The following is a 14,331-nucleotide window of genomic DNA, read 5'->3' on the forward strand; positions in this document are numbered from 1 at the left end:
CTCGGTTGAAAGAATCGGCGCGCACGGGAATCGCGCCCGGGATCATGGGGTCAACCTATGAACGGCTCCTTGCCGGGTCAAGGACGCTCACACCGAGATGAAGGGATGCCAGCGCCGCGTCCAGCGCGGGGGCTGAAATCTCCATATATTCAAGGGCCTCGGTCCAGAGCAGGACAGCCCGGATGGGCTTTTGGGGATAAAGCCGCGTCAGCACCGCCCGGTACAGCGCAAGCTGCCGGACATAGGCGACAGGCGCTTCAGCCGCGCTCTTCGGCGCGGCCTGGTTGGTCTTGAAATCGACGATCAGAACCTCATCCGGCCGAACGACCAGCCGGTCGATCTGCCCCGAAACCAATGCCGGGGCGCGGCCCGGTCGCTCCAGCCGGCCGGCGATGGCGGCTTCCGCCCGGCTGCCATTGGCAAAGACCGCTGCAAAGCGCGGCTCGATGATCAAGGCGAGCACTTTGTCGGCCAGCGCGGTGCGATCGGCTTCCGCCCAGTCCGCAGCGTTGCGCGCCATGAAGCCGAGCGCGGCCTCGCGCCGGCGCTCCGGGGCGATCTCAGGCAGGGATTGCAGCAGCCGGTGCACCAGCGTGCCACGCTGCAATGCGAGCGCGCGGGACTGGACCGACTCGCCTGATCGTACACTGCGTCCCGCCTCAGCCGACTGGCCGGACGGGCGCACGGGCTCGTCCTCGACGGCTTCACGCGGAGCCCGCGTTCGCAGCCAGTCCGGCAACGCGACTGTTGCGTCCACGGACGCCGCCGGCGTGCCCAGCGCCGCCACATCTTCCGGACGGGCGAATCGGGTGACCTTGCCGAACGGCGTCTCGATGATTTGCTTGTCCAGGCCCGAGCCGGCGAGCCCGGTGTCGATGAGGTCATACCAGCTCAGCTTGCGAACCGTCCTCATATTGCCGGGCATGCAGCCGCCGACGATCAGCCGGTCCGCCGCGCGTGTCATCGCGACATAAAGCAGGCGGCGATACTCGTCCTCGGTCTCCTCGAGCATGGCCTTGCGCGCGTCCGCGACGGGCTTGGGGTCGTCGGCCTTGCGGCCGGCCCAGACCACGACCTCGCCGCCGTTGCCGCGCGGCACGTGGATCAGCCGCACCCGCTGCGAATCTGCGGGGGACGACGTCGTGTCGACCATGAACACGACTGAAGCCTCGAGGCCCTTGGCGCCGTGCACGGTCATCACCCGCACCTCGTCGCGCGAGATCTCCATGTCGCGCTTCACCTCGGTGTCGGCCGAGCGCAGCCAGGCCATGAAGCCCTGCAGCGAGGCCGGCGCCTTGCGCTCATAGTTCAGCGCCAGCTCCAGGAACTCGTCGAGCGCGTCGTTGGCCTCATGGCCGAGACGGCGCAGAATGCGTGCACGACCGCCGTCGCCGCCGAGCAGCCAGGCGTAGAAGGCGAATGGCGTCTCCTCGCGGGCGCGCATCTCGCAGGCTTCGAGGCGCCGCAGCACGGTTGCGAACCTCTCGCTTCCGGCCGCATGCTCACCGAGCGCGCGGCGCAGCGAACCCTTGCGGCTATGGGCGAGCTGAAACAGATCGTCGTCGTCGAGGCCAAACAGTGGGCTCTTCAGCGCCACCGCCAGCGCCAGATCGTCCTGCGGCAGCAGCAGAGCATCCGCGAGGTTCATCAGATCGATGATGCCGATGTGCTCGGTCAGCTTCAACCGGTCGGCACCGGCGACCGGAACGCCCGCGTGCTTCAGCGCCTGGATCACGGCGTCGAACGCATTGCCGCGGCGGCGCACCAGGATCAGCATGTCGCCATAGCGCAGCGGCCGGCGCTCGCCCGCATGTCCGGTCAGCGTGCCGCTCTCGACCAGCCGCTTGATCTCGGCCTGGATGCGGCGGGCAAGCTTGACCTCGGGGCTCGTGGCGGCGACGCCGTCGAATGGCGCGCGCCAGCCCTCGATCTCCTGCCGGTCGTCGGCTTCCGCGAGATCCCAGAGCTCGACAACGCTCGGACCGGCATCGCTGAGCGAATTGTGCAGCGGGTGGCCGATGTCGATCGAATGGATGCTCTTGTAGATCTGGGGATCGCGGAAGACGTGGTCGACCGAGTGCAGGATCGTGGCGCCCGAGCGAAACGAATAGGTGAAGGCGACCGGGTCGAACTTGAGCCCGGCAGATTTGAACTTGCGGTCCAACTCCCGCTTGCGCGCATCGAATTCGTGCGGGTCGGCCCCCTGGAACGAGAAGATCGACTGCTTCTCGTCGCCGACGGCGAAGACGGTGCGGCTCAGTCCCTCGCGCGCGCCTTCTCCGGCGGTGAACTCGGAGATGATGTGCGCGACGATATCCCATTGCCGCGGGCTGGTGTCCTGCGCCTCGTCGATCAGGACGTGATCGACGCCGCGGTCGAGCTTGTAATGCACCCATCCCGAGGAGACGCGGTTCAGCATCGCCAGCGTCTTGTCGATGAGGTCGTCGTAGTCGAGCAGGCCGCGCTCCTGCTTCTCGCGGCGATAGTTCGCGGCGGCCGCGGTCGCGATATGCAGCAGGGCCGCGGTGCGGTCGCGCATGGTCACGGCGCGGCGCTTCTCGACCAATCCGCTGAGGCGCTGCGCCTCGTTCTCGAACAGGCGCGCGACCGAGGGATTGTGCTCGCCGAACTTCTTGGTCAGCACCGCCTTGCGCGGCAGCTTTTCGTCGGTGAGGAAGACGCCGAGATAGGCGTCGACCTGCGCCGCGCCCGAAAACACTTTTGCCTCGCGAAGTCGGCGCGCCTGGTCGTTGTCGGACTTGCTGCCGTCCTCGAGCGCAAAGGCGATGTCGTCCCAGCGCGAGCGCGGCAAATACGGGCCGTCGAGAATCTCTGTTTCGACGTCCTCGATGCGGTCGCTTGCGCTCACGCCCAGCGTCGCCGCCATCTGCGCGGCAGCAGCCTCCGCGTCGCCGGCTTCGTCGGTCCAGGCCATGAAATGGTCACGGCTCAGGCAAGCCTCGCGCACGACTTCCTTGAAGGTGACGTCGGCGGCGCTCGCCATCGCCGTCAGCAGTGCGCGGCCGGTGACGCTGTCGGGGGCGCGCGCGGCCTCCAGCAGCACCTTCAGATTGGCGCGCTCCATCATGTCGGTCTGGTCGCGCTCGTCGATGACGGCAAAGCGCGCGGGAACGTTGGCCTCGAACGGAAACTGCTGGAGCAGGCGAGTGCAGAGCGCGTGGATGGTCTGCACCTTCAAGCCGCCCGGCGTCTCCAGCGCGCAGGCGAACAGCTTTCGCGCTTCGCGGCGTATTTTTCGATCAGGATGGGGAATGCCGACCGCCTTGATCGCCGCGTCGAGCGCGGTGTCGTCCAGCGTCACCCAATGACCGAGCGTGGTGAACACGCGCTCGGCCATGTTGGCGGCGGCGGCCTTGGTGAAGGTGATGCAGAGGATCTTTTCCGGCGGCACGCCTGACAGCAGCAGGCGGATCACGCGCTGCACCAGCACGTGCGTCTTGCCCGAGCCGGCATTGGCCGACACAAAGGCCGACGCGGTCGGATCGGAGGCACGCGCCTGCCGCGCGCGCACCTCGTCCGGGATGGGGCGCGGCAGCTTCACCATTCCTCGATCCCCAATCCGCCGGCCGCAGACCATTCCTTGATCCGGGCGAGGTCGTCATAGGCGCCGTAGCGGTTCGTCCACATCGGCAGGTTCAGCGAGGTGTACGGCTGATTCTCGTCGTCGAAGGCGCGGATCAACGCTTCCAGCTTGGCGCGCGCCTCCGCGGCCGCCGTATCCGGCGGCTGCGGCTCGTCGCCCTGCTTGTATTTGAGCTCGAGGACGCGCTCTTCGCCGGGCGGATTGTTGCCGCTCAGCCGCACATAGACGAGCTGGCTCACGGAGGAGCCCGCGTCGATGTCAGGAAACCCGCCTTCGCGGAGGATGGCGGCCTCGAGCGTGAGCTGCGGTGACAGGCCCATGCGCACCTGCTTGCCGGTCGGCGGCTGCCCGGTCTTGTAGTCGAGGATGGCGTAGCCGCCGCCCTGGCGCCGCTCGATGCGGTCGGCGCGGGCGGAGAGGCGGAAGCTGCGCTCGTCGTCGAGCCTGATCGAAATCTCGCCGCGGGTCTCCGCATTGATTGCCTCGATCGCCGCGCGCCGCGCGGTCTCCCATTCGCCGAACCAGCGCGCGATGCGCTGGAACCGCGGCCACCACAGCGCCCGCGCCTCCGGACGTTCCATCAGCGGCGCAAAATGCTTTTCGCCGATCGCGCGCAACACGCGAGCGGGATCGTCGGGCAGCCGCGTCGCGTAGCTTTCGGTGAACTCGCCGATCGCCTCGTGGATCGCCGAGCCCCGGTCGGCGGCCGAGAGCGGCATATCGACGGGGTCGAGCGCATCCAGCCGCAGGATGTACTTTGCGTAGATCGTATAGGGATCGCGCAGCCAGTCCTCGATTGCGGTGACCGACATCTTCAATGGCCGCGTCGCGCGCGGCGGCCGCGGCTCGGGCTGCTTGATCGGCTCGACCTTGTCGGGCTGGTCCAGCGCACCCGCGAACTGCGCGTATTTTTCGCCGGCGCGAACCGCTGTCTTCCAGAGCTCGTCGCCCGCGACCGCCTCCAGCCGATGCAGGAAGCGCGAAGCCACTGCCGGCGCGCCGCCGGCCTTGGCGGAATGGGTGAGGATCACCTCGCCGCCACCGAGCAGCTGCGCGAAGTCATGGGCGGAAAGGCCGATGCGTCGCTCTGGCAGGTCGAGACCAAGCTCATGCCGCATCGGCCGGCTCAGCCAGGGATCGATGCGCGGCGCCGGCGGCCAGACGCCCTCGATCAAACCGCCGACGATGATGCGGTCGGCCTGCATCAGACGCGATTCCAGCGGGCCGTAAATCTGCAAGCGCGCGCCGGGCCTATCCCGCCGCCGCACGGCGCGATCGCCGAAGGCGGTCTGGAACAGGTCAGGATAGTCGGGCAGCGGCACCATCAATCCGCTGGCCGTGCCGCCGCGCAGGAGATCGTCGAAGGCGGCAGCGAGCGCAAGGCCTTCGCGCTCCTCGAAAGCGAGCGGGATGCCCTGCTCGTCGCGCGACAGCGCGATCATGGTCTCGCGATGCCGGTGCGCGAACTCGGCGAAGTCGTATGGCTTCGACGGCGGCAGGCTCTCGATCGGCGCAAGGGCCTTTTGCAAGGCATCGATCAATGCCTGGATGTGATCGAGATCCTCGGCCTTGAGCCTTGCGCGCGGTTCGGCGCGGTGCAGCGCGGAGGCCTCGCTGCGCCACAGCTTTGCCAGCTCCTCGCGAAAACGGTTGAATTCGCGCAGGAGACCGGCGGTCCCGGCAGGCGGACGCGTGCCACGCAAGACCGCGAGCTCGAGATTCTCGATCGCCGCCTTCCACGCGCCGGGCGCGCGGTCGAGCCGGCACAGCGGATGTTTCAGCATCGCCAGCAGCGTCGGCGGCTCCAACCCCTTCGCCGCGGCCTCTGCGGAGAGGCGTGCGAAGACCCCGGCGGAGGTTTCCATCAGCACGTCGCCGCCGGAATCGTCGAAACTGAGGCCCCATCGGGTAAGCGCAGCCATCACGCGTCGGGCCAGCGCGCGGTCGGGCGTCACCAGCGCGGCGGACTTGTCGAGATGCCGTGCTTCGCGCATCGCGATTGCGATCGCGAGCGCCTCCATTTCGGGATTGGGGGCCTCGACGACCGCGAGCCTTGTCATGCCGCCGGCGATCTTCGCGGCGACATCCGGCTGCTTCAGCCGGTCGTGCCAGACCTCGGTCTTGGCGGAAGGCCGCATCGATTCGGAGACAAGCAGATCGCGGCCGCCTTCTGCAGGCGGCTGGAGAATCTCGACATCGCCGCGCTTGATGCCGAAGCGCTCCAGCAGTGCGTGCATCGCGTATTGCGGATGGTTCGATGCCGGGTGCTCCACGAATTTGCCGAACCCGTCGCGCACGCCGCCGATGCTGCGCCAGGCATCGTCGTCGAGATCGGTGTCGAGGCCGGGCAGCACCACGGCGCCATGCGGCAGCGAGGCGACGGCATGCAGGAATTTCGCGGTGGCCGGCATCGAGCCGGTCGAACCCGCCGCGATCACCGGTCCGTGCGGATGCGCGGTCAGCCGTTTGGCTTCCGCCGCGATCAGGAGATCGCGCCGCGCCGCCGGTTCGATCCGGTTGATCTCGGCGAGATGCTGGGGCCAGGCGATGCGTGCGATGCGCAGGAATTCGAGCGAGTGCTGCCAATAGCGGTCGAGCATGTCAGGCACGAGGCCGTCGAGCGCGTTCCAGTCGACGCCGCGCGTGACCATGTCGTCGATCAGGCGCGCGAGATCGCCGGCCAGCGCCAGCGTCGAGGCGGGGCTGCCGACCACCAGCGGCGACAGCACCGGGCCCTTGGCCCAGGCGGCGACAAGCTGCGCCAGTGTCAGCCGGCGTTCGAGCTCGCCGAGCCGCGGCGGAATCTCGAGCGGCGTCGCGCCGGAAAACTGCTCGGCTTCATCGGCGAAGGCGAGCTCGTCCTCGTCGATGTCGCCGAGCGCGACGATGCGCGGCAGCACGACGGCATCGGTCTTCATCTCGTCGAGGAAGATCTCGCGCACGACGCGCATCGCGCGCCGCGTCGGCAGGTACAGCGTGGCGTCCGCCAGCCGCGCCGGCTCCTTGCGCGCTTCGAATCCCTCGACCAGCCGTCCCTCGAGCAGGGCCGCAACGACCGTGCGCAGGAATGGAACTGAGATGGGAACGCTGAAGACGCGCATGAGCTGCCTGATTCGAAGGATCAGGCAATATAGGGAGGCGAGGTCGAATGGTCATGGGTGGAGGGGAGATAGTCCCCGTTGTTCGACGGACTAGGCGAGGTGCCGTAGGGTGGGCAAAGGCGCACTTGCGCCGTGCCCACGACTTTTCCCCGACGGCATCAGGTGGTGGGCACGCTTCGCTTTGCCCACCCCACGGCACCGTCTTCGAGGCTGACCTTAAGCCACGCTCTCCAGAAACGCCTCTTCCGCGGCGTGCACGGCGTCGGGGGTGCCGACATGCATCCAGACGCCGTCGAGGCGGAGGCCGAACAGCCGCTCCTGCTCGCCCGCGCGGTCGAACATCTTGGTCAGCGAGAATTCGCCCTGCGGCGCGCCATCGAAGATCGACGGCGACAGGATCGCAGCACCGGCATAGACGAACGGAACGACCTCTTTTTCCTTGCGCTTGCGCAGCGCGCCATCGGGCAGCATGCCGTAATCGCCCCGACCGCTATAGCCGATGCTGGTTGCGGTCGGCGCCATCAGCAGCAGGATGTCCATCCGCGCGGGGTCGAAGTTCTCGGCCAGCCGCGTCAGGTTCGAGCGCACGCCGTCGATCCACAGCGTGTCGGAATTGACATGGTAGAATGGCGCATCGCCGAGCAACGGCAGCGCCTTGACCACGCCACCGCCGGTGCCGAGCACCTGGTCGCGTTCGTCCGAAATGGTCACGCGCGGATGCTGGCGCGAAGCGGTGTGATCGATGATCTGATCCGGCAGGTAATGCACGTTGACCACCGCGTCGGTCACGCCGGCCTGGCCGAGCTTGTCGAGCACGTGGTCGAGCAGCGGCTGGCCGGCGACCGGCACCATCGGCTTCGGCATCTTGTCCGTCAGCGGACGCATGCGCAGGCCGAACCCTGCGGCGAGCACCATGGCTTTGGTCGGTTTGACGGACATCCTTCGCTTTCTCAGACCTTCGCGTTCGCAGCAATCCTAACACGAGGTTCGATCAGCCGCACCGCATCTCAACCGCCTTAACCACCCGCCGTGACGGTTGTACGACGGGTGTTGCCGTCATGCCCCGACGGCTGTGGAACGCGCCTTTTTCTTCTTGTCGCCGACCTTCAGGAAATTGACGCCGATCTGGTCGCCATTGACCCAGGCGAGCTCGCAGCGCCGGTAGGCCAGCCCGGTGGACGACAGCAGCAGGAAGAATTCTTTCAGATGCAGGCCCTCGACCGAGCCGTCGATGGTCAGCTTGGCGCCGCTGTCGGAGACGTCCTCCATGGTGCATTCGCGCCGCCAGGTCCCGTCGATACCCATCATCTGGGCCGGAATCCCACGCTCGAAAACGACCCGGCTGTTGCCACGCTGGTCAGTCTTTACCGCCATCTGCCCGCTCCAGCCCCGTAATCTCCCGGCTGCCTCGCCGCCAGAATACCGCCGTCTTGGCTAACAGCCGGTAAATCGGGGTCCGAATCAGGCCTATGGCGAACTTTGGGGCGGAGGGACGTTGGCGAGATACCAGTCGCGCAGGAAGCTCAGCGCCGGGTGGGCCAGCGAGCGCTGGAGATAGGTCCAGATCCGCGGCTGGTGGCGCAGATAATGCGGCTTGCCGTCGCGGCGGTTGAGCCGGGCGAAGGTGCCGAGCAGGCGCGTGTTCCGCTGCGCCGACATGATGGCGTAGAGCTCGGCAAAGCCGGGCGGATCGAAGCCTGCATCATTGGCGCGGCGTGCCTTGATGTAGCGCGACAGCAGCGTCAGCTCGATATTTTCAGGCACGTCGATGCGGGCGTCCTGGAGCAGCGAGACCACGTCGTAGGATTGCGGCCCAAGCACGGTGTCCTGGAAATCGATCACGCCGACTCGCGCGATGCCGGTGCGATTGCCGAGCCAGATCAGATTGGGCGAATGATAGTCGCGGATGATCCACGTCCTCGGCGCAGCCAGCGGCTTCTTCAGCAGCTCGCGCCACATCGCGAAGAACTCCGTGCGCGCCGCCTCGCTCAGCGGCGCATTGCGATCGGGCAGATACCATTCCGGCATCAATCCGATTTCGATCAGCATCGCCTCGACGTCGAAGATAGGGATTTCGTAAGTCTGTCCGTCCAGCGGCAGCGTCTCCGGCAGCGTCTTGCCATGCAAGGCGGCCAGCGCGTCGGTCGCGGCCTCATAGCGTTCGGCGATCGGCCGCGGCGGATCGCCTTCGATCACGCCCTCGCTGCCGAAGTCTTCCGAGATCAGGAAGCCATGGTCGAGATCGAAATGATGGATCACAGGCGCCGACAGTCCCTGCGCGCGCAGGCCTTCGTCGATGGCGACGAAGGGTTTGATATTCTCGGCGAGATGCACCGCGGCGCTGTAGGATTTTCCGTTGTAGACGGCCGCACCATCGGGCCGTTGCGGAGAATTCATCAGGATGACGACGCCGTCGCCGCGCAGCAGCCGTGCATAGGAGCGCGTCGAGGCATCGCCGGCCATGCGCTTGCGCGTTGCATCCATGTAGCCCGATGCGTCGAGGAAGTCGCGCAGCGCCTTCAGCCGCGCGACGGTGACTGCGCTCTTGCCGTAACCGGTGATGTCGGCGGCGCGCGCGTTCGAGCCCAGTGCGGGACGGTGCGTCAGCGCGATGTCGATACGATCGGCGGGCAGGGCCGACGGTGCGCGCTCCGGCCATTCGATCAGCACGAGCGCGGCTTCGGGCAGCGGCGACAGGCCGATCTCCTCGAGCTCGCTTTCGTCCTCGACGCGGTAGAGATCGGCGTGCAGCACCGGGAAGGGCGGCAGCTCGTAGCCCTGCACCAGCGTGAAGGTCGGGCTCGGCACCTCCAGCTCCTCGTCGCCGGCGAGATAGCGGATCAGGCTGCGGGCCGCCGCGGTCTTGCCGGCGCCGAGATCGCCGGTGAGGGTGATGACATCGCCGGGGCCGACCAGCAGGGCGAGATCAGCCATCAATTGTGCGGTGGCCGTCTCGTTGTGGAGCGCGACGGAGAATGTGGTGGGCGCGATCATTCGGCGGCGTCGCGATGCGCCGCCTGGTCGGTCGGGAAATCACAGATCACGACCGTGCCGCGGCCGACGATCGAATCCACCCGCACCTTGCCGCCATGCAGCTCGACGAAGGAGCGCACCAGCGACAGGCCGAGCCCGGCGCCGCGGTGACGCGAGCCCTGCGAGCGGCTTTCGAACCAGTTGAACACCTTGTCCTTCATGTCGGCAGGTATTCCAGGCCCGGAATCTGTCACGGTGAAGACCACGCTGCGCTCGGTGCGGCGCGCGCTGATACCGACGGTGGAATCCTGTGGAGAAAACCCGACGGCGTTGGCGAGGAGGTTATAGAGCACCTGCACCACGCGTTTCTCGTCGCCGACGAAACTGCCGACATCGGGCGCGATCTCGACCTTGAGGCGGATGCGGTCGGTGGCGAGCCGGTCCTGGATGCCCTCGGCGGCGAGCTCGATGGTCTTGCTGACGTCGACGGGCCCGAGTTCCAGCTTCATCGCGCCGGCGTCGATGGTGGCGAGATCGAGGATGTTGTTGGTGAGCGCGAGCAGCGCGTTGGTCGACTTGGTGACGTAGTCGAGATATTCGGCCTGCTTCGGCGTCAGCGGCCCGGTGGAGGGGTCGCTGAGGAAATGCGCGAAGCCGATGATGGTGGTCAGCGGCGAGCGCAGCTCGTAGGAGACGTGGTGGACGAAATCCACCTTCATCTGGTCGGCGGTCTCCAGCGCCTCGTTGCGCTCGCGCAGCGCGCGCTCGACATTCTCGGTGTCGGTGATGTCCTGGAACGTCAGCATGGTCGCGCCGTCATGCAGCGGCCGGATCATGCCGTCGAGCACGCTGCCGTCCTTGCGCTCCAGCTTCAGCGGCACGTCGGCGCGGCTCTCGATCGAGGTGACGGCCTCGCGGATCTGGCGCCAGACCGCGGGGTCGTCGAACAGCTGATGGCACCAGCCTTCCACGGTCTGGATGTGCGGCTCGTCGCGCATGGCATCGCTCGACAGCTTCCACATCCGCACGAAGGCCGGGTTGAACAGCTGCGCCTTGCCGTTGCTGCCGAACACCGCGACGCCCTCGGCCAGGCTGTCCAGCGTCTCGCGCTGGACGCGGATCATGCCGTCGAAGCGGCGGGCCAGCTCGAGGCTCTCGGTGACGTCGTCGAACAGATAGGTGACGCCGCCTTCCGGATTCGGCGTGGTGACGACCGAGAGCGCGCGGCCATCCGGCAGGTACCAAGTGTCCTTGGCAGCCTCGACCGCGCGATAGGCTTCGTGCAGTTTTACTTTCCAGGCCCGGAAGTCCGGCTGCTCCGGCAGTTTCCGCGCGGCACGGAGCTGGTCCAGAACGCTGGAATCATCGGGATTGGCGTCGAGGAAGGTGCGGTCGAGGTCCCACAGCCGGCGATAGGAATCGTTGTAGAAGGCAAGGCGACGCTGGCCGTCGAACACGGCAACGCCCGAGGAGAGCTGGTCCAGCGTACGGCGATGCGCCTCCGCCATCCGCACCAGCGCCGAGCTCAGCGCATCGGCCTCGCTGGCATCGATGGCGACGCCGACGCTGCCGCTGCCGACATTGACCGCGCGCACGTCATAGATGCGCCGCTCGCCGCCGATCACGATCGGCAGCCGCGAGGTGAAGCTCGCGGCGTCCTTCAGGCCCCGCTCCATCGCGGTGCGGTCGGCGCTGTCGAGCAACTCGAGCTTGCGCTCCTGCGCGTCGGTGACGCTGGCCGCCTCGGTCGCGCGGACATAAGCCGGGTTGGCGAACGTAAGCGCGCCATTCTCGCCCTTGGCCCAGATCGGCCACGGCGCGGCGGCGGCGAAGCCGCGCAGCATCTCGGTCTCGTCCGAGAGCGCCTTGTAACGCAGATTGGTCTCGGCCAGATCGCGCCGGAGACCGGAGAGCTCGCGAATCCGGACGATGGCCTGGCCGCCGATGGCGCGGCCGATCGCTTCCAGCGTGTGGCCATGCGCGGTGGTCAGCGTCAGCTGGAACCCGTCGCCGCGGTCACGCAGCGCGTCGACCGCGTGGTCCATCTGCAGTGCCGGTTCCGGCGGCAGCCAGGTTCCGAAGGCCAGCACGCGTTGCGGCGAGGAGTCGCGCGACAGCACCATGGAGATGTCGCCGGAAATCTGCGCGCGATTGTCGCCGGCCGGCCAGGAGATCAGGATCTGCGGCTCGGCGAACAGCAGCGCGCCGAAGCGGTCGGCTTGCAGCTGTAGTTCCCCGATCCGGGCGCGCAGCCGCGCCTCGTTCTTCGCGGTCCGCACCCGCGTCCGCATCAGCAGGATCGCGGCCATCACCGAGAAGCCGAGCAGCGCCAGCGCGGTGGCGAGCACCGCGAGTTCCTGCCGGTTGAAATCCAGCATGATGGAGAGGGTGTCGATGAGGTCGGCGGCCTCAGCCGGCGCAGCCGGCAGTAGCGCTGCGAGAGCGCCTCCCAACAGGCCGTCGCGCGCAAGCGATGTGCACGACAGCAGCGTCCGACGCATCGACACGATCACGCCTGACATAGTTGCCCCAAGACCGCACGAATCTACGCGCGGCGACCCCCGTCGCGCGCGAATCAAAAGACAATACCCTCACCGTGACTCCGCCGGTAAGAGTCCAGATCGTGAACGTAAAAAGCGGTCCCTAAAAAATGCCGGGCGGGGTGTTCCAGCGCACGTCGTTCTTCGGGATGATTCGGCTGGGATTGCCGCGTGTTAGCGTCCGGTCGAGCCGAAGCCGCCGGCGCCGCGGTCGGTGGCCGACAATGTCGCCACCGGAACCAGCGTGGCCTGCACCACGGGCGCGACCACCATCTGGGCGATGCGTTCGCCGCGCTTGATCACGAAGGGTGCCGCGCCGTGATTGATCAGGATCACCTTGATCTCGCCGCGGTAGTCCGCATCGATCGTGCCCGGTGAATTCAGCACGGTGACGCCGTGCTTGGCCGCAAGCCCCGAACGCGGCCGCACCTGGGCTTCAAAGCCGGGCGGCAAGGCGATGGCAAGCCCGGTCGGCACCAGCGCATATCGACCGGGTACGAGTGTCATCGGCTCGCCCTCCGGCACGGCCGCCATGAGGTCGAGGCCGGCGGCCTCCGTGGTCTGATAGGCCGGCAGTGGCAGGCCTTCGGCATGCGCCAGCTGCTGCAGCTCGACAGTGACCTTCGTGCTCAAGATGCCGGCTCCAGGGATTTGTCGGTCACGCTCTTGACGATATGCGCGACCAGTTCGATGGCGACTTGTTCCTTGGTCATCACCGGCCAGGAATCAACTGCAATCTCGCCGTCCTTCTCGCCATTCTTGCGGCTTATCAGGTGAACCGTGTTGCGGTCGCCGCCCATCACGCCGGTGGCGGGAGAGACGTCGTTGGCGACGATCCAGTCGCAGCCCTTGCGGGCCAGCTTCGACTTGGCGTTGTCGATGAGATGCTCGGTCTCGGCGGCAAAGCCGATCACCAGCGGCGGACGCTGGTCGGTCAGCTTGGAGATCGTCGCGAGAATGTCGGGGTTCTCGACCAGCTGAAGCGGCGGCATGCCGGCCGAGGTCTTCTTCAACTTCTGCTCGCCCTCGTTGGCGACGCGCCAGTCGGCGACGGCGGCGGCGAAGATCGCGATGTCGGCGGGCAGCGCGGCCTGGACCTGCTCCAGCATCTGCCGGGCCGATTCGACATGCTTCACCGTCACGCCGGCGGGGTCGTCGAGATCGACCGGCCCGCTCACCAGGATCACCTCGGCGCCCGCGGCCTGCGCGGCGGCGGCAATGGCAAAGCCCTGCTTGCCGGAGGAGCGGTTGGCGATGTAGCGCACCGGATCGATTGGCTCGTGGGTAGGCCCTGCGGTGATCAGCACGCGCGTGCCGGCGAGGGGCTTGGGCACCGGCGGCCGCAGCAGGCGTTCGGCGGCAGTGGCAATCTCGATCGCTTCCGACATGCGGCCGACACCGGCTTCGCCCGCCTCGGCCATCTCGCCGGAATTCGGGCCAATCAGCACCACGCCGTCGCGCTGGAGCTGGGCGACGTTGCGGCGTGTCGCGGCATTGTTCCACATCAGCGGATTCATCGCCGGCGCCAGCAGGATCTTGCGGTTGGTGGCGAGCAGGATGGCGCTGGCGAGGTCGTCGGCGTGGCCGTTCGCCATCTTCGCCATCAGGTCGGCGGTGGCCGGCGCCACCACGATCAGGTCGCAGTCGCGCGCCAGGCGAATGTGGCCGGCGTCGAACTCGCTCTGGGGATCGAACAGGTCGGTATAGACGCGCTCATGCGACAGTGCGCTCGCGGCCAGCGGGGTGACGAATTGCTGCGCCGCCTTGGTCAGCACGCAACGGACCTCGATGCGCCGCTCTTTCAGCCTTCGGATCAGGTCGAGCGATTTGTAGGCCGCGATACCGCCGCCGATGATCAGGGTGACGCTGGCCTCGGGAAGGGCGCCGATGCGCTGGGGCGTGGTGGCGGCTGATGGTGCCGGCGGCGCCGAAAACGGCGTCAGCGGCTCCTCGCGGCCCTCGATCAGCTCCCGCAGGATGACCCGGACCTCTTCCTCGACCGACCTGTGGTTCTTGGCCGAGCGCAGGCGCAGATAGGTTTTGACGCCTTCGTCGAGCTTGCGGATGGTCAGGCTTGCCATGACGCCTCTCCAGCGCGGAATGATAGCGATGC

Annotated in this window: 8 protein-coding genes; all 8 read right to left on the minus strand. The window is 67.3% G+C overall.

The genetic code is table 11. From position 1 onward, the window contains the following. Positions 1–55: 55 nt before the first annotated feature. Positions 56–3,565, minus strand: a complete 3,510-nt coding sequence (addA, locus tag CO669_RS28970) for a double-strand break repair helicase AddA (protein WP_198964315.1) — start codon at positions 3,563–3,565, stop codon at positions 56–58. Next, positions 3,559–6,705: a double-strand break repair protein AddB gene (gene addB, locus CO669_RS28975; protein WP_097663343.1), complete on the minus strand. Its 3,147-nt coding sequence runs from the start codon at positions 6,703–6,705 to the stop codon at positions 3,559–3,561. Before addB ends, addA begins: the two co-directional genes overlap by 7 nt. Before the next feature lie 216 nt (positions 6,706–6,921). Then, entirely contained in the window at positions 6,922–7,644 is a 723-nt protein-coding gene (locus CO669_RS28980; protein WP_097663344.1) for a nucleotidyltransferase family protein, read from the minus strand. Positions 7,645–7,761: 117 nt separating this feature from the next. Then, positions 7,762–8,079, minus strand: coding sequence for a PilZ domain-containing protein (locus tag CO669_RS28985; RefSeq protein ID WP_063198916.1), 318 nt, complete (start codon positions 8,077–8,079; stop codon positions 7,762–7,764). A gap of 93 nt (positions 8,080–8,172) precedes the next feature. Beyond that, entirely contained in the window at positions 8,173–9,699 is a 1,527-nt protein-coding gene (tsaE, locus tag CO669_RS28990) for a tRNA (adenosine(37)-N6)-threonylcarbamoyltransferase complex ATPase subunit type 1 TsaE (RefSeq protein ID WP_097663345.1), read from the minus strand. Further along, a complete protein-coding gene (locus tag CO669_RS28995) occupies positions 9,696–12,200 on the minus strand; it encodes a sensor histidine kinase (protein ID WP_097663346.1) in 2,505 nt (834 codons plus the stop codon). The genes tsaE and CO669_RS28995 overlap by 4 nt, the downstream gene beginning before the upstream one ends. Positions 12,201–12,392: 192 nt before the next feature. After that, positions 12,393–12,851 (minus strand): dUTP diphosphatase, encoded by a 459-nt coding sequence (dut, locus tag CO669_RS29000; protein ID WP_097663347.1) that lies wholly within the window; start codon positions 12,849–12,851, stop codon positions 12,393–12,395. After that, positions 12,848–14,299, minus strand: coding sequence for a bifunctional phosphopantothenoylcysteine decarboxylase/phosphopantothenate--cysteine ligase CoaBC (gene coaBC, locus CO669_RS29005; RefSeq protein ID WP_097663348.1), 1,452 nt, complete (start codon positions 14,297–14,299; stop codon positions 12,848–12,850). Before coaBC ends, dut begins: the two co-directional genes overlap by 4 nt. Between the last annotated feature and the right edge of the window lie 32 nt (positions 14,300–14,331).

This window comes from Bradyrhizobium sp. Y36, assembly GCF_002531575.1.
In the GTDB taxonomy this organism is placed as follows: domain Bacteria; phylum Pseudomonadota; class Alphaproteobacteria; order Rhizobiales; family Xanthobacteraceae; genus Bradyrhizobium.

What these genes read in the sequence shown, in the direction of transcription:
- addA (WP_198964315.1), bottom strand. Translation starts at nt 3,565, where the DNA reads ATGGTGAAGCTGCCGCGCCCCATCCCGGACGAGGTGCGCGCGCGGCAG.
- addB (WP_097663343.1), bottom strand. Translation starts at nt 6,705, where the DNA reads ATGCGCGTCTTCAGCGTTCCCATCTCAGTTCCATTCCTGCGCACGGTC.
- CO669_RS28980 (WP_097663344.1), bottom strand. Translation starts at nt 7,644, where the DNA reads ATGTCCGTCAAACCGACCAAAGCCATGGTGCTCGCCGCAGGGTTCGGC.
- CO669_RS28985 (WP_063198916.1), bottom strand. Translation starts at nt 8,079, where the DNA reads ATGGCGGTAAAGACTGACCAGCGTGGCAACAGCCGGGTCGTTTTCGAG.
- tsaE (WP_097663345.1), bottom strand. Translation starts at nt 9,699, where the DNA reads ATGATCGCGCCCACCACATTCTCCGTCGCGCTCCACAACGAGACGGCC.
- CO669_RS28995 (WP_097663346.1), bottom strand. Translation starts at nt 12,200, where the DNA reads ATGTCAGGCGTGATCGTGTCGATGCGTCGGACGCTGCTGTCGTGCACA.
- coaBC (WP_097663348.1), bottom strand. Translation starts at nt 14,299, where the DNA reads ATGGCAAGCCTGACCATCCGCAAGCTCGACGAAGGCGTCAAAACCTAT.